Source organism: Streptomyces sp. NBC_01235, assembly GCF_035989285.1.
Lineage (GTDB): Bacteria > Actinomycetota > Actinomycetes > Streptomycetales > Streptomycetaceae > Streptomyces.
The window spans coordinates 1271630-1287394 of the sequence record NZ_CP108513.1; the positions used below are offsets into that span (position 1 = coordinate 1271630).

The 15765-nt window shown below is 73.1% G+C and carries 10 protein-coding genes; 6 read left to right on the forward strand and 4 right to left on the reverse strand.

Features of this window, described 5'->3' with window-relative positions; translation table 11 throughout:
- Window positions 1-46 precede the first annotated feature (46 nt).
- Window positions 47-2047: an alpha-ketoacid dehydrogenase subunit alpha/beta gene (locus OG289_RS05875; RefSeq protein WP_327312933.1), complete on the reverse strand. Its 2001-nt coding sequence runs from the start codon at window positions 2045-2047 to the stop codon at window positions 47-49.
- A 189-nt stretch (window positions 2048-2236) separates the two neighbouring features.
- Here OG289_RS05875 and OG289_RS05880 point away from each other — a divergent pair, with 189 nt between their 5' ends.
- A complete protein-coding gene (locus OG289_RS05880) occupies window positions 2237-2941 on the forward strand; it encodes a TetR/AcrR family transcriptional regulator (protein WP_327312934.1) in 705 nt (234 codons plus the stop codon).
- A 44-nt stretch (window positions 2942-2985) separates the two neighbouring features.
- Here OG289_RS05880 and OG289_RS05885 read toward each other — a convergent pair whose 3' ends face one another.
- From OG289_RS05885 to OG289_RS05895, 3 genes are read right to left on the reverse strand one after another with little or no spacing between them, the layout of a single operon-like run.
- Window positions 2986-4140, reverse strand: coding sequence for an acyl-CoA dehydrogenase family protein (locus tag OG289_RS05885; protein ID WP_327312935.1), 1155 nt, complete (start codon window positions 4138-4140; stop codon window positions 2986-2988).
- 2 nt (window positions 4141-4142) lie between these two features.
- Window positions 4143-5201 carry a zinc-binding dehydrogenase gene (locus OG289_RS05890; protein ID WP_327312936.1) on the reverse strand — a complete coding sequence of 353 codons (1059 nt, stop codon included), beginning with the start codon at window positions 5199-5201 and terminating at the stop codon, window positions 4143-4145.
- Window positions 5198-6034 carry an enoyl-CoA hydratase/isomerase family protein gene (locus OG289_RS05895; protein WP_327312937.1) on the reverse strand — a complete coding sequence of 279 codons (837 nt, stop codon included), beginning with the start codon at window positions 6032-6034 and terminating at the stop codon, window positions 5198-5200. Before OG289_RS05895 ends, OG289_RS05890 begins: the two co-directional genes overlap by 4 nt.
- Before the next feature lie 218 nt (window positions 6035-6252).
- On the opposite strand from OG289_RS05895, the gene OG289_RS05900 reads away from it, so the two are divergent.
- From OG289_RS05900 to OG289_RS05920, 5 genes are all read left to right on the forward strand, one after another.
- Window positions 6253-7794, forward strand: coding sequence for an acyl-CoA synthetase (locus OG289_RS05900; RefSeq protein ID WP_327312938.1), 1542 nt, complete (start codon window positions 6253-6255; stop codon window positions 7792-7794).
- Window positions 7791-8561 (forward strand): SDR family NAD(P)-dependent oxidoreductase, encoded by a 771-nt coding sequence (locus OG289_RS05905; protein WP_327312939.1) that lies wholly within the window; start codon window positions 7791-7793, stop codon window positions 8559-8561. The genes OG289_RS05900 and OG289_RS05905 overlap by 4 nt, the downstream gene beginning before the upstream one ends.
- Before the next feature lie 140 nt (window positions 8562-8701).
- Window positions 8702-9556 carry a DUF4132 domain-containing protein gene (locus OG289_RS05910; protein ID WP_327312940.1) on the forward strand — a complete coding sequence of 285 codons (855 nt, stop codon included), beginning with the start codon at window positions 8702-8704 and terminating at the stop codon, window positions 9554-9556.
- The gene (locus OG289_RS05915; RefSeq protein WP_327312941.1) at window positions 9553-14556 is read left to right on the forward strand and encodes a hypothetical protein; all 5004 of its coding nucleotides are present in this window, start codon (window positions 9553-9555) and stop codon (window positions 14554-14556) included. Before OG289_RS05910 ends, OG289_RS05915 begins: the two co-directional genes overlap by 4 nt.
- 35 nt (window positions 14557-14591) lie before the next feature.
- The gene (locus tag OG289_RS05920) at window positions 14592-15764 is read left to right on the forward strand and encodes an ATP-binding protein (protein ID WP_327312942.1); all 1173 of its coding nucleotides are present in this window, start codon (window positions 14592-14594) and stop codon (window positions 15762-15764) included.
- Window position 15765: the final 1 nt, after the last annotated feature.

Sequence of the window (15765 nt, forward strand, 5' to 3'; positions counted from 1 at the left end):
AGCTCAGGTCCTGGGGCCTTCCTCTGTTCGAAGGACCACACCGCCGCTACACGGCCGCGATGCGCCGTACCGTCTCCGCGATGGTGTCCTTCGACGGCAGCCACAGCCGCTCCAGCGAGGGCGCGTAGGGCGCGGGCATCGGCGGTGGCGCCACCCGGGTGACCGGCGCGTCCAGGTGCCAGAACCCCTCGTCGACGGCGAGCGCCGCGAGTTCGGCGCCGACGCCGAAGTCCCGTACCGCCTCGTGCGCGATGACCAGGCGGTTGGTCTTGGCGAGGGAGGCGAGGACCGTCTCGCGGTCCAGCGGGGCGATGGTGCGCAGATCGACCACCTCGACGCTCACGCCCTCGGCGGCCAGCGACTCCGCGGCGGCGAGGCAGTCCTGGACCATCCGCGACCAGGAGACCAGGGTGACGTCGGTGCCCTCACGGACGACCTTCGCCTTCCCCAGCGGCAGCAGATGGCCGTCGACGGGCCTGGGCCCCTTGAAGCCGTACTGGAGCCGGTTCTCCACGAAGACCACCGGGTTGGGGTCCTGGATGGCGGCGCGCAGCAGGCCGTAGGTGTCGGCCGGGTTGGACGGCATCACCACCGTGAGTCCCGGGATGTGGGCCAGCAGTGCCTCCAGGCTCTGCGAGTGCTGGCTGCCGGAGGAGCGTCCGGCGCCGAACTGGGTGCGCACGACGAGCGGGAGCGAGGCCCTGCCGCCGGTCATGAAGCGGAGCTTGGCCGCCTGGTTGAGCAGCATGTCCAGGGCGACGCCGATGAAGTCCATGTACATGATCTCCACGACCGGCCGCATCCCGGCCATGGCCGCCCCGACCGCCGTGCCGATGATGGCGCTCTCGCTGATCGGGGTGTCCCGGACCCGGCCCGGGAAGGCCTGCGCGAGCCCCCGGGTGAGGCCGAAGACGTTCCCGCCCGCGCCGACGTCGATACCGGCGACGAAGACGGACGGGTCGGCCGTCAGCTCGTGCTCCAGGGCGAGGCGTACGGCGTCCATGGAGCGGAAGAGCTCCCCCTCGGCCGGGGCGGGCTCGGGCACGGCCGCGCGCGGCGCCGAGACGAAGTCGTACAGGGTCTCGGGCGCCGGCTCCGGCAGGCGCCGCGCCCACTCCACGGCCGCCTCGATCTCCTTGTCGATCTCCTCGTCGACGGCGTCGGCGAGTTCGGCGGGCAGGCCCGCCTCGGCGAGGTGACGGCGGGCGACCAGCAACGGGTCGCGCTCCTTGGCGGCCGCGACCTCCTCGGGGGTGCGGTAGCGCTCGGGGTCACCCTCGTAGTGGCCGTGCCAGCGGTAGGTCTCGGCCTCCACCAGCACCGGGCCGCCGCCCGCGCGCAGCCGTGCCACCACCTCGGTCGTCGTCGCGGCCACGGCGAGGACGTCGTTGCCGTCCACGTGCTCGTAGCCGATGCCGTACCCGGCGGCGCGGGCGGACAGCGGGGCGCGGTGCTGGTCGGCGGCGGGCGAGAACTCCGAGTAGTGGTTGTTCTCACAGAGGAAGACGACCGGCAGGTCCCACACGGCGGCCAGGTTGACGGCCTCGTGGAACATGCCCTGGGCGACCGCGCCGTCGCCGAAGAACGCCACCACCACGTCCCCCGCGGCGCGCAGCTTGGCGGCCGTGGCGACGCCGGCGGCGATCGGCAGCCCGGCGCCGACGATGCCGTTCGCGCCGTAGATGCCGAGCCGCGGGTCGGCGATGTGCATGGAGCCGCCACGGCCGTGGCAGGTGCCCGCCTCCTTGCCCATCAGTTCGGCCATCATCGACGCGGAGTCCAGGCCCTTGGCCAGGACATGGCCGTGGCCGCGGTGGGTGGAGGTGATGCCGTCCCGTTCGCCGAGCGGCCAGCAGGAGCCCACCGCGCTCGCCTCCTGGCCGATGGACAGGTGCAGGAAGCCGGGGATCTCCGTCGCCTTGTACAGCTCGGAGGCCCGCTCCTCGAAGCGCCGGATGCGGCGCATCCTGCGGTACATCTCCAGCAGCCGGTCCGTAGGGGTGGTGTGGGTGTCGTGCGGGGTCTGGGTCCGCAGTGCCTGGGTCATGCGCGTCCTCGCTATGCTCCGCGGGCGTCGCGCCGGGCGCCCCGCGACCGTCTTTTAATGTACCGTTTGGTCTAGCAAACTAGGCGACGACGTCCCGTGCGCCGCTTTCCCCCAGGCGGGCCGAGGCCCGCCTCGAGCGGACACGGGTTGGTCGGATCGACACGTCGTCACACCAGGGGAGAGAAAGCCATGCCACGACCACCGGGTCACGGACCGGACTTCGAGGTCCGACGCCAGAAGATCATCGACACGGCCGCCGAGCTGTTCGCCCGCCAGGGCTACGCGGCGACGTCCGTCAACGACCTGGGCCGGGCGGTCGGGCTCGCCAAGGGAGCGCTGTACTACTACATCGGCTCGAAGGAAAACCTGCTGATCGAGATCCAGTCCCGGGTGATGGCACCACTGCTGTCCCGGGCCCGGCAGATCGCCGAGGTGGACGCCGACCCGCTGCTGCGGCTGCGGCTGCTCTCGGAGTCCCTGCTGACGATCATCTTCCGCAGGCTCGACCACATCTGGGTCTACGAGCACGACTACCGCAGTCTCAGCGGCGCCGAGCTGGAGACCCTGCTCGGCCAGCGGGCCGAGTTCGAGCAACTGGTCTCCGGGCTGCTGACGGAAGCCGTCGAGGAGGGTTCCTTCCGCGCGTTCGAAGCGCGGCTGGCCACCCTGCAGTTCCTCAACCTGCACAACCACACCTACCAGTGGGTGAAGCCGGGCGGCCGCTGGGACCCCGCCTTCCTGTCCCGCGAGTACTGCGCGACGCTGTTCCGCGGGTTCGGCGCTCCCGACGGCGCCCTGTCGGACGTCGAGGAGCGGGCGGCCGCCTTCAAGCGCGACCGGCCCGAGCTGCCGCTGGACCCGGAGGCCGTCTGGGAGGCGGCTCCGGTCGCCTGAAGCGGACCCGCGGTGCGCTGCTCCGGCGCACCGCGGGAAACCGTTCATGCCTTCTTGACCAGGGCTCGTGCGATCACGTTGCGCTGGATCTCGTTCGTCCCCTCGCCGATCTCCAGGATCTTGGCGTCGGCGTAGAAGCGGGAGATCTCCGACTCGCGTACGTAGCCGTAGCCGCCGTGGATCTGGACCGCCTGGGAGGCGGCGCGGTTGGCGACCTCGGAGGCGTACAGCTTCGCCATCGCGGCCTCCGTGCTGTACGGGCGGCCCATGTCGGCGAGCCAGGCGGCCCGGTAGACCATCCAGCGGGCGGCCTCCAACTCGGTGCCCATGTCGGCGATCTTGTGGGCGACCGCCTGGAAGGACGACAGGGGGCGGCCGAACTGCTCGCGTTCCGTGGCGTGTTGGACGGCCAGCGCGAGGGCCGCCTTGGCGAGCGACAGTCCGAGCGCCGCGACGCTGATCCGGCCCTTGTCCAGCACGGACAGGAACTGGCGCAGTCCGCCGCCCTCCTCTCCGATGAGATGGTCGTCGGGGATGAAGCAGTCGGTGAAGACCAGTTCCCGGGTGTCCATGGCATGCCAGCCGAGCTTCTTCAGCTTGCGGCCGCAGGTGTAGCCGGGGGTGTCGGTCGGGACGTAGAACGTGGCGAACCGCTTGCGGCCGTCGTCGTCGCGACCGGTCACGGCGAGCAGGGTGACGCCCTGGCTGATGTCGGTTCCGGCGTTGGTGATGAACATCTTCGTGCCGTTGATCACCCAGCCGCCGTCCGCGCGGCGGGCGGTGGTGGTGATGCCGGCCGCGTCGGAGCCGGCCTCCGGCTCGGTCAGGCCGAACGCGCCGATGGCCTCGCCGCGCGCCAGCGGCGCCAGCCAGCGCCGCTTCTGCTCCTCGGTGCCGTAGGCGAGCAGCGGCAGGGTCGCGATGGTGGAGTGCGCGTTCCAGGAGGAGGCCACCGACTGGTCGGCGGCGCCGAGTTCCTCCATCACGGCAACGTAGGTGACCGTGTCGGCGCCCGCGCCCTCGTACTCTTCGGGCACGAGCATGCCCATGAGGCCGAGCTCACCGAGCTTGGTGAAGATGTGGGTCGGGAACTCCTCGTTCTCCGACCACTGGGCGGCGTGCGGCGTGATCTCGCGGGCGGCGAACTCGCGGACCATGTCCTGCAGCGCCCTGGTCTCCTCGGGCAGGTCGAAATCCATGTTCACAGTCCCTTCGGGGTCAGCAGGACCTTGAGGTGGCGGGCGCGGTCGGCGGCCAGATCGGCGAAGGCGTCGACTCCTGCGGAGAGCGGGCGGCGGCCGGTGATCAGGGCGGAGGCGTCCAGCCGTCCCGTGCTCATCAGGTCGATCACGCGGGGGATGTCGTGCTGGTAGCCGAGCGTGCCGAGGACGGCACGCTCGTAGAAGACGAGCTGGCTCAGGTCGAACTCGACCTTGCCGTGGCCGACGCCGGCGAGGACGACCCGGCCACCGCGGCGGACCGTGGCGACGGCCTGAGCGGCGAGCGCGGGGACGCCGGTCGCGTCGACGACGACGTCCGGACCGATACGGCCGGTGCGCACGAACAGCTCGCGGCGTACGTCCGTCTCGCGTGGGTCGAAGGCCTCGGTGACACCGAGTTCGAGGAGCTTCTCGCGGCGTTCCTTCAGGGGTTCGCTCACATAGAGGCCGGCTGCGCCCGCGAGGCGGGCCGCGAGGACGACGGCGAAGCCGATGGGGCCGCCGCCGACGACGAGAACGTTGTCGCCGGGGCGCACTGAGCCGCGGGTGACCGCGTGCAGACCCACCGCCAACGGCTCGGCCAGGGCAGCGAGTTCGTCGCCGACGTTGTCGGGCAGCCGGGTGAGTCCGGCGAGCGGGACGGTGACGCGCTCGGCGAACGCGCCGGGCGAGGCCAGGCCGACCGAGCCGCTCTTCGGGCAGATGTGGTACTCGCCGCGCACACACCAGAAGCAGACCCCGCAGCGCCAGACGGGGTCCGCGGTGACCCGGTCGCCGACGGCGATCCCCGGGGCCTCCCCGCCCAGGGCGAGGACCGTGCCGCTCAGCTCGTGGCCGAGGGCGAGGGGCGGCGCGCCGCCGGTGAGCGGGTGCGGGCCCTCGCGGATCATGTGCGGGCCTTCGAGGTATTCGTGCAGGTCGGTGCCGCAGACCCCGCACCAGGAGACCTCGACGACCGCTTCGTGCGGGCCGGGTTCGGGTGGGTCGGGGACCTCCTCCAGGCGCAGGTCGCGTGCGCCGTGCCAGCGAAGTGCCTTCATTTCTCCTCCCCCTTCTCTTCCTTGTCGTCCGTCGTTTCGTGGCTCTCACGGTTCCTCGGCGTGCCCTCGAAGCGGGCGTGGCCCGGGCCGTGCTCGAGGAAGGAGCGGATGCCCGTGGCGGCGTCCGCGGTGCCGAACACCCCGGTGAACAGCGCCCGTTCGAGGGCCAGGGCGGCGGGGATCCCGATGTCGGCGCCGTGGTCGACCGCTTCCTTGATCGCCTCCAGGGCGGCAGCGGGTCCTTCGGCGAGCCGACGGGCGTGGGCGAGTGCGGCCTCGTACACCGTCGCGGCGGGGACGACCTCGTCCACCAGTCCCAGGCGCAGCGCTTCCTCCGCGCCCACCCGGCGGCCGGTCATCAGCAGGTTCTTCGCCCGGGACGGCCCGATCAGCCGGGTCAGGCGCTGGGTGCCGCCCGAGCCCGGCATGATGCCGAGCCGCACCTCCGGCTGCCCGAGGACGGCGTCCTCGGCCGCCACCCGGTGGTCGGCGGCCAGGGCCAGTTCCAGCCCTCCGCCGAGCGCGTACCCGTTGATCGCCGCGACGACCGGCATCGGCAGCCGGGCCACCTCGTCGAACGTCCGCTGCAGGGCCCGGTTCCAGCCCCGCACTTCTTCCGGTCCCATGGCGGCGAGCGACTTGAGGTCCGCCCCGGCCGCGAAGAGCCGTTCACCGCCGTAGAGGACGACGGCCCGTACGTCACGCGCGTCCGCCAGCTCACGCACCCGCGCGGCGAGTTCCTCGCGCTGAGTGGTGTCGAAGGCGTTCAGCGGCGGATGGTCCATACGGACCGTGACGACGGGGCCGTCGACGTCGAGGCGTACGTGTGGCATGTGAGGCCCTCCTCGTCTGCGGAGCCCACGCCTCGTCCGTGGAGCCCGTCACCCCTCTGGTATTCCTGAAGGCGATGCCGCCCGCGCGGAGTGTTGTCGAGAAGTGCGCGTCGCCGTAAAGTGCGATCAGGTTTTATAGACCAAGGGGTACACTAAATCTTGTGAGCGGGCAACCGACCGGTCGGGACATTTCCGACCGCCGAGCCGAGAGAGTCGCCGTGCACAATTTCGCGAGCATCCTCGATTACCACCGGATCCAACGGCCCGACGCCGTCGCCGTCCTCCAGGGGGACCGGCGCCTGACCGTGCGCGAGCTGCACGAGCGGGTGAACCGTCTGGCCGCCGGCCTGACGGAGCTGGGCGTCCGGCGCGGTGACATCGTGGGACTGCTGCTCTACAACCAGCCCGAGTTCCTGGAGCTGGTCTACGCCGTCAACCGGATCGGCGCGGTCTTCCTGCCGCTGAACTACCGATTGTCGGAGGAGGAGTGGCGGTACATTCTGGGCCACGCCCGCGCCAAGGTCGTCGTGACCGAGCCGGAGTTCGTGCGGGCGGTGGACCGGATCGCCGAGGACCTGGACACGCTGGAGCACCGGATCCAGGTCGGCGGCACGGCCGCCGTGGAGGGGCCCTGGACCGGTTACGAGGAGTTGCTCGCCCGGCATCACGGCGCCCGGGTGGAGCCGGTGGACGTCGAGCCGGGCGATCTCCAGCGCCTGATGTACACCTCGGGCACCACCTCGCGCCCCAAGGGCGTGTGCATCACCCACGGCAATGTGCAGGCGAAGAACCTGGCCCAGATCGTCCACTTCGGCCTGACCTCGGCGGACACCACCCTGGTGTGCGGGCCGCTCTACCACGTGGGCGGCCTCGACATGCCCGCGCTGGCCACCCTGTACGCCGGAGGGAGCGTGGTCCTGCAACGGAAGTTCGACGCGGCGGGTGCCCTGCGGGCGATCCAGGAACACGGCGTCACCAACGCGTGGCTGGCGCCCGTCATGGTCAACGCCGTGCTGGAGGTCCCGGACCGGGAGTCGTACGACACCACCTCGATGCGCTTCATCGTGGGCGGCGGCGAGAAGACCCCCGAGCCGGTCCTGCGGCGGATCATGAACGCCTTCCCCAACGCCTGGTTCGCCGACGCCTACGGGCTGACCGAGACGGTGTCGGGCGACACCTTCCTCGACCGCGCGCACGGGCTGACCAAGCTGGGCTCGGTCGGACGTCCGGTGCCGCACACGCGCGTGCGGATCGTCGACGACATCGGCAAGGAGGTCCCGGCGGGCGAACTCGGCGAGATCACCCTGCGCGGACCGAAGGTCTTCACGGGCTACTGGCACGACGAGAAGGCCACGGCCGCCGCCCTCAGGGACGGCTGGTTCCACACCGGGGACATCGGGCACGTAGACGAGGACGGCTTCCTCTACATCGACGACCGCAAGAAGGACATGATCGTCTCGGGCGGCGAGAACATCGCCACGCCGGAGGTGGAACGTGTCCTGTACGAGCACCCCGCGGTGCTGGAGGCGGCCGTCGTCGGCCTGGCCCATCCCCGCTGGGGCGAGGTCCCGCGCGCGTTCGTGGTGTTCCGGCCGGGGGCGGACGCGGGGGCGGACGAACTGCGCGAGTTCTGCCGGTCCCGGCTGGCCGGGTTCAAGGTGCCCGTCCGCTTCGACGTCGTCGACGAACTGCCCCGCACTCCCTCGGGGAAGGTCCTCAAGCGCACCCTGCGCGACATCCCGACGGAGGACGGCTCGTGACCGACGTGAACACCGCTCTGCGACTGGACGGCAGGACGGCCTGGGTGACCGGAGCCGGCAAGGGGCTCGGGCGGGCCGTCGCCGTCGCCCTGTCGCAGGCCGGCGCCTCCGTGGCCGTGACCGCGCGGACGGCCGGGGACCTGGAGACACTGGAGGCCGAACTCGGCGCGCACGGCGGCAAGGTGCTGGTGCTGCCCGGCTCCGTCGCGGACTCGGCAGCGATGAGCGGTCTGGTCGAACGCATCGTCGGCTGGACCGGGCGGCTGGACGCGCTCGTCAACTGCGCCGGAATCAGCCCCCACTTCACCCGCAGCGAGAAGGTGACCGACGAGGACTGGCAGCAGGTCCTGGACGTCAACCTCCAGGGGACGTTCTACTGCTGCCGTGAAGCCGGCAAGGTGATGCTGGACCAGGGGGCCGGTTCGATCGTGAACGTCTCGTCGGTGCACGCGAGCACCGGCTTCGAGCGGATCGCCCCGTACGCCGCCAGCAAGGGCGCCGTCGAGGCACTGACCCGGGCGCTCGCCGTGGAGTGGGCGGACCGCGGGGTACGGGTCAACTCCCTTGCGCCCGGCTACTTCCGCACCGACCTCAGCTCGGGGCTGCTGGACAGCCGATGGGGCGAGCGGATCGTGCGCGGCACCCCGCTCGGCCGGGTCGGGGACGTCGAGGAGCTGGGCGGCGCGGCGGTGTTCCTCGCCTCGGACGCCTCGCGGTTCGTGACCGGAACCACCCTCACCGTGGACGGCGGCTGGACCGCCTGGTGAGGCCCGTTGCCGGGCGGTGACCTGGGACCTCGTCCTGCCGGACCCCTCGTCACCGCCCGCCTGCCGTCTCCCGGACCCCGTTGTCAGTGGCCTGTTCTACAGTTCCCGTCACTTGATCACTGCGGGTGCGGGAGGCACACATGGGGTGGGTGTCGGCCGGCGACTACGAAGTCGCTCTCGACGACGGCAAGGTGGTGTGCCGCAACGCGGCCGGGCGGCGGTTGAAGTCCGTACCTCCCAAGATCGCCGACGATCCGGCGGTGGTGGGCCTGCGTCAGCTCACCGAGTGGCTGGAGCGGCACGAACGCCGGTGTCTGGCCGACGTGGAGCGGTGGATGGTGCGCTCACTGCCCGTGCCGCTCGCCGTCGTCGCGCGGGTGTGGCCCGACCCCGCGTGGCAGGCAGCCCTGCGCGACCTCGTCGTCACGGGGGCCGACGGCGAGGTGGCGGGGTTCCTGCGGGACGCCGACCCCGAGCGCGGCCTCGGCCTGGTCGACCTCGACGGCGACACCGTCCGCATCTCCCCGGACCTCGTCCGTCTCCCGCACCCCGTGCTCCTCGACGACCTGGAGGAACTGCGGGAGTTCGCCGTCGAACTCGGCGTCGAGCAGCGCGCCCAGCAGCTGTTCCGCGAGGTGTGGCAGCGGCCCGCCACGCTCGACGCGGAGAGCACCGCCGTCGAGGAGTACGCCGGCGGAGTGTTCAAGGAGCAGCGGTTCCTGCACGGCCGGGTCACCCAGCTCGGCCACCGCGTGCGCGGCGGCCACGCCGTCACGTCCGTCCTGGAGGACGGCCGCACCGTCGAGGCCCGGGTGTGGGTCGGCGACTACGAGGGCTACGAGCAGGCGGAGACCGGCCCCCTGGTGTTCACCGACTCCGCCGGCCGGGCGCTGAAGCTCGGTCAGGTCGGGCCGGTGGCCTGGTCGGAGGGCATGCGCATGGCGGCCGCGCTGTACGCCGGGCGGGACATCGAGGACGAGGAGCAAGCGGCATGACGACCTACGACGAGACCACCGCGGCCGCCCTGCTCGACGCGGGCGCCGTCCTGCCCCCGGGCAGCACGGCCCGCGAGGACGCCGACTCGCTCACCGTCCGCACATACACCCACCCCGCGCTCGACGACCGGCGGGTCGTGCGGCTGGTGCCGGGCACCCTGGGCGAGGCCGAGGACCTCGCGCTGGACTTCCTCGGGCTGTCCCGGGACGCGGAGACCCCCGAGGTCGGCCAGGTCCGCCGGGAGACGCTCGGCTTCCCCGCCTGGGCGCTGGTCAACGACCCGGCCAACGGCCACCACGCGCTGGCGCTGGTCAAGGATGTCGAACGGCTCGCGCGGCAGGCCAAGTCCCGCCCCGGCACCGCCAAGGACGGCTTCGAGGAACTCGGCACCCGGCTCGGCCGGTCCGTGCCGCACTTCCTGCCCACCTTCTACGAGCAGGCCGCCCGGGTCTTCCTCCAGCACGAGAACACGACGTACGCCTCCGCCTTCTTCGGCAAGGCCCGCGAGGCCGAGCGGGTGCACGCGCTGACGGTGGACGAGGAGCGGCAGCGGGCCGTGTTCCTGGAGTTCGCCTTCGCGGGGGCGTTGACGGTCAAGGCGCTCAAGGAGCACGTCAGGGCCCTCGCCGCGCGGCTCGACCCGGCCGCGGCCTGGGCGCAGTTCCGGCAGCTGACCGTGGAGCGCTGCGCCGCCGGGATGCCTCCGTACGCGTCGCTGCCGCAGGACGCGCGCGGGCTGATCAAGGCCGCGGGTCTCGACCGGGTCACCGAGGAGTGCGCCCTGGTCGCCGACCTGCTCGCGTCGCCCGCCGCGGTCCGGGCCCCCGCGTCCTTCTGGAACGCCTACCGGCCGGCGCTCGCCGTCCTCGCGGAGCGGCGACCGGAGGTGCGCGAGCGGCTGTTGGAGATCATGCCGGCGGGCCTGGGCCGTTCCGTCGAGGACGACGAGTTCTGGCTGGCGCTGCTCACGGAGTGCGGCGCGGATCTGCTCCTCACCGGTGGGACGGCCTCCGAGGTGGACCCGGCGGACTGGCTCGGCCGGTGGGCTCTGCACCGCAAGCACGGCGGCAACGTCAGCGGCCGTTCCCCGGCCACCCTCGCCCTCGTGGAGCGGATGGCGCCCCGGCTGCGGGAGCGGGGCCGTCCCGTCGACCTGTGCACGGGCCGCTGGCACGCCGGCGCCGACCTCGACCTGCTGGACCTGTGCGTGGCGCGGGGCGTGCCGCTGACGCTGCCCGGCCCCGACCAGGTCGTGTACCTCTCCCTGGACCGCTGGCTGCGCGAGCCCCGGCCCGGCCGCCGGGATCTCACGGCGGCCGCCGCGGACCCGCGCTTCCGGCGCCTGCTGTACGCCGACATCGGCACCGTCAGCGGCTTCCGCCCCGCAGCCGAGGTGATGGAGGGCCTGGCCGCCCACCCCGTGCTCAGTGACGTGCTGCGGGAGTGGCTGGACAACGCGGCCGGCGAACTGGCCTCGGCGGTCGGCCTGCCCGCCGCGCGGGCGGCGCTGGAACGGCTGCGCCCCTTCCGCGCGGTGGCCGCCCGGGTGAGCCCGGCGGCCGTCGCGAAGGTCGCCGCGCACCAGGTCGCGCCCCTGCTCGGGCACACGCTGCGCGCCGGAATCCTCGACGAGCTGGGCTGGCCCGCGCTCGACGAGGCGCTGCGCCGACTCGACGCCGAGACGAAGCGGGACCGCGACGACACACTGAACGTCAGCGAGGCCTGGCCCGCGCTGATCCTCGCCCGCGCGCACAAGGTGCTCGTCGTCGGACCCGACGAGATCCTGCTGGAGCACGACCTGCGGCTGCCCGTCGCACTGGACCGCTGGCAGCGCCCGAGCTACCGCTACACGGACGGCGAACTGCTCGTCATCTGGCGGCAGAACGGCAAGCAGTTCGGCTACTGGTCCGCCCGCCCGGCGGACGTGTTCCCCGTCGGCGGCGAGCAGATCCCTCAGTGGTACGGCGGCAACAGCCACGCGGGCGAGGCCTCGATCCCGCTGCCCGGAGGCGGTCGCGCCACCGGTGGTCGCACGCTGCACGCCGGTGACACCGTCGTGCCGCCGAGCCGCCGCATCCTCGGCGACGGCACCTCGTACTGGCGTCAGGGCAGGCAGGGCCGGCAACACGTGTGGCTGGAGTACGACCCGGCCACCGGCACGCACGGACGTGCCTCGCTGCCCGCGTTCCTGCGGTCCGGCATCCGTCAGGACACGACCCTGCTCCAGCAGCACTGCGAGGCACTGCCCCTCCAGCCGGGCCTGGAACAGAGCCCGTTCGGCACCGACGGCACCGTCCTCGGACGCTGGGTGCGCACGGAGGGCGAGGGCGCCGAGACCCGGACGGTCGCCGGCACGCCCGACGGCCGGACCGTCGCCCTCCCCTGGGCCGGCGGCCGGGCGCCGGGCGTCCTGCTCGGCGCGCTGCGACTGCCCGGCGGGGCCGAGCCCGTGGCCGTCGGCCTCCACCGGCAGATCGCCCTGTACGCGTCCGACGCCCCGTCCGCCGCCGTAGAACTGGGCCGGGTGACGCCGATGGAGCGCGGCGGCGAGTTCGCCGCCGGCACCCGGTTCGTCCCGCCGGTCGGCTTCTGGCACGCTCTTCGCCCGCGCGACGAGCGCGCGTCGGCCGTCCTGCGCGCGCTGACCGACGAGCAGGCGGCCGAGCTGCTGCGGACGGCGGCGCGGGCGCTGGCTGAGCGGCAGGCGAAGCTGACGGCGGCCGGGGCGGTCGACGGGACGTCGCAGAGCAAGGCCGTCGTCCCGACCGCCGACGAGGTGATCCAGGAGATCGTGTCCCGCGCCCTGCCCGCGCTCGGCGACCCGAGGCTCGTCACGGGTGTCGCGGCGCTCGTGCGCGCGGGGCTGCGGCTGGCGGAGTCCACCGCCTCGTTCGTGGCGCCCCCGGCCGAACGGCCGAAGGCGGAACCCCGCCGCGTCGACGGCATGTTCGCCGACTTCGCACCCGAGCACGGTGACGACGAGACGCTGCGCGAGGCCGCCACCGGCCTCGTCGAGATGCAGGGCTGGTGGGGCAACGAGACACGCTGGAGCGCGCTGCGGCAGATCCGCGCCGTCAATCACGTGCTGTCCGGGAAGCCTGCCGACGGCAAGGCCCTGGCCGAGGCCTCCCGGTCCACGGGAGCCGCCGACGGGTGGCGCAGCGACGATTTCACCGTTCCCGGCATCGGCCTGGTGTGGACGCCCGTGCTGGACGTGCTGCGCCCGCTCGCGTACCGCGCCGCCTCCCCCACGGTGACCGAGGCGCGGCGCGAGGCCCTGCTCCTGCTGTTCGAGGCGATCGCCGACGGGCCGCTGGCCGCGCCCGCGGGCGCACTGCGCAAGGTCGTGCTGAGCGAGCCGCACGAGAAGCAGGAGCGGGTCGGTCAGGTACTGCGCCGGGACGGCCGTACCGTCGTCGTCCTCGGCTGCCAGAACGTCGACCGGCAGGCCGGGCTGGTGAACTGGCTCGCCCTGGACCACGACCCGGCCGGGGTGTTCGGCGCGATCGCCCATTTCATCCTGGAGCGGGAGACCGCGCACCCGGCGGTGTTCCCCGCCGACGCGCTGGCCGCCGTCACCGCACTGGTCCGGGACAAGGGCCCGGCGCCCTGGCAGCCGGAGGCGCCCGCCGACCTCGCCGCCGCGTCGTGCGGCGGGCTGGGGCCCGTGCAGGCGGCCCTGCTGCTCGCGGCCAGGCCCAAACAACTCACCGCCGAGGTGATCGCCGCGACAGGGCTGAAACCTCGTCAGAAGGAGCTCGGCGACGCCCTGTTGGGAACGGTCGGAGACGGCGACCGGGCGGCGCTCGTCGGCGCGCTGCTGCCTGACCACCCCGGCGACCTGTGGATGGCCGGCCCGGACATCGCGGCGGCGGGCCGGGTGTGGGCCGAGCGGCTCGGCGCGGTCGTCCGGCTGCCCGAGGACCTCGCCGGGGAGCTCTCCCTCGGCGGCCTGCCCACCGGCTCGGCCGAGGAGGTCCTCAACCCCGGGCTCACCCCGTGGCTCAGCCGCACCACCGTCCAGCGGCCGGACAAGAACGGAAACCTGGTCGCGGAGGACCCGGCTGCGCTGCCCGGCCGGTACGACCTGACGCGCGCCGTGACCGCCCTGGCCGGCCTCGCCTACTCCCTGCCGTACGGGCACCCGCTGCGGGCCCTCCTGCCGGGGAGCCTGGCCGCGCTGCGCCGCCGCCTCGCCGATCCGGGGCTGCTGCTCGACCTGGACCTCGCATGGACGGACAAGGGCTCCTCGACCGCCGTCGAGCTGCGCAAGGCGTACGGACTGCCCGCCACCGGGGGCACCGACGCGGACGGTCTCACGCCCGTGGGCGAGGCCCTGGTGCTGCGCCCGTGGCACGGCGACCAGGAGAGCGTCCTGGTCCGGCCCTGCGCGCTCAGCTCCGCGGACGACCCGGTGTTCGGGCTCGTCGAGGGGCTCGTCGGGCTCGGACGGGGCCAGGGCATGTGGGCCCTGCGGACGATCCTCGACGGGGAACTCGCCCGCGCGCTGGCGGCCGGTACCGACTCCGAGGGACCCGCCGGGTACGTCCAGGACCCGACCCTCAGTGTGCCGGAACTGGTCGCCGAGGTCGCCGCGGAGCACGGCCTGAGCGAGGACGCGGCGGCGCTCTACCTCCAGTTGCTGGCCCTCCCGGACCCGACGGACCGCGACTGCGTCCGCTGGACCGGCTGGAAGCCCGCCCGGACGAAGAAGGCCCGCGCCGAACTCGCGGCGACCGGCCTGGTCGTCGAGGCCAAGCGGCCGCGCGCCGGGCGCACCCTCTTCCTGCCCTGCGGCTGGCTGGACCTGAAGTCCCCCGGGCTGCCGGTGGAGGTCTGGAAGGAGAACCTCTATCCGGTGCGCGCCCATGGGCGCACGGTGCCGGTGGTGCCGGTGCCCGAACTGTTCACACGCGCGTGGGACCGCGTCCGCGCCGGTGACGCCCCGGCCTACGAGCAGCTCACCACCCGGGCCACCCGCAAGGGCCGCCGCCGATGACCACCCTCCCGCCCCGTCTGGAAGAACGCGCGCCGATGACCAGCACCGCCCTGTCCCCCGACCCCGTCCGCCAGATCGTCCCGCCCGAGGACCGGTACGCCGCCGAGCTGGCCTTCCTCGCCGCGTACGACGACGGGCCGCGCCCGCCCGCGTGGCGGCTCACCCCGCGCGGCGTCGTCACGTTCGTCATGGGCAGCGACGGCCGCGCCCTGAAGCTGCCCGAGGGTGTCGAGGCGCCCGACGGGGTGCCTCGCCGGCTGGTGGTGGAGGGCAAGTTCGTCGGCGACCGGGCGTTGGTGGAGCGGTGTGTGGTCACGCTGGCCGGTGAGCGCGGGCTGCTGCTCGTCGGCGAGCCCGGTACCGCCAAGTCGATGCTGTCCGAGCTGCTGTCCACCGCCGTGTGCGGCACCAGCGGCCTGGTCGTGCAGGGCACGGCGGGTACGACGGAGGACCAGCTCAAGTACGGCTGGAACTACGCCCTGTTGCTGGCGCAGGGGCCGAGCCGGCAGGCGCTGGTGCCCTCGCCGGTGCTGACCGCCATGTCCCGGGGCGCCATCGCCCGCGTCGAGGAGGTCACGCGGTGTCTGCCCGAGGTGCAGGACTCCCTGGTCTCGCTGTTGTCGGAGCGGCGCATCGCCGTACCCGAACTGGCGGGCACGGACGACGCGTTGGCGCATGCCGCGCCGGGTTTCAACCTGATCGCCACGGCCAACCTGCGCGACAGGGGCGTCTCGGAGATGTCCGCGGCCCTCAAGCGCCGCTTCAACTTCGAGACGGTCGGCCCGATTCCGGACCTGGACGCGGAGACAGCGCTGGTGCGCAGTCAGGCGCGGGCCTCGGTGGAGCGGGCCGGGGCGCCCTTCCAGGTCGACGACGCCGTGCTGGAGGCTCTGGTCACCGCGTTCCGCGATCTGCGTGAGGGCCGTTCGGCGGAGGGCTGGGAGGTGGAGCGGCCGTCCACGGTGATGAGCACCGCGGAGGCCGTGTCCGTCGCGGGCGCGCTGGCACTCGCGGCGGCGTACTTCCCGGGAGACCGTGACGTGCTGGGCCTGCTGCCGGGGCATCTGCTCGGTGTCGTCCGCAAGGACGACCCGGCCGACGCGGCCCGGCTGCGCGGCTACTGGGACGGTCCCGTCCGCCGCCGCGCCGAACAGGGCTCCGCCACCTGGCGCACCCTGTGGGACCTGCGCACGGTCCTGGAGGGCTGAC

Coding starts and splice junctions, on each gene's coding strand:
- OG289_RS05875 (WP_327312933.1), bottom strand. CDS start 2,047: ATGACCCAGGCACTGCGGACCCAGACCCCGCACGACACCCACACCACC.
- OG289_RS05880 (WP_327312934.1), top strand. CDS start 2,237: ATGCCACGACCACCGGGTCACGGACCGGACTTCGAGGTCCGACGCCAG.
- OG289_RS05885 (WP_327312935.1), bottom strand. CDS start 4,140: ATGGATTTCGACCTGCCCGAGGAGACCAGGGCGCTGCAGGACATGGTC.
- OG289_RS05890 (WP_327312936.1), bottom strand. CDS start 5,201: ATGAAGGCACTTCGCTGGCACGGCGCACGCGACCTGCGCCTGGAGGAG.
- OG289_RS05895 (WP_327312937.1), bottom strand. CDS start 6,034: ATGCCACACGTACGCCTCGACGTCGACGGCCCCGTCGTCACGGTCCGT.
- OG289_RS05910 (WP_327312940.1), top strand. CDS start 8,702: ATGGGGTGGGTGTCGGCCGGCGACTACGAAGTCGCTCTCGACGACGGC.
- OG289_RS05915 (WP_327312941.1), top strand. CDS start 9,553: ATGACGACCTACGACGAGACCACCGCGGCCGCCCTGCTCGACGCGGGC.
- OG289_RS05920 (WP_327312942.1), top strand. CDS start 14,592: ATGACCAGCACCGCCCTGTCCCCCGACCCCGTCCGCCAGATCGTCCCG.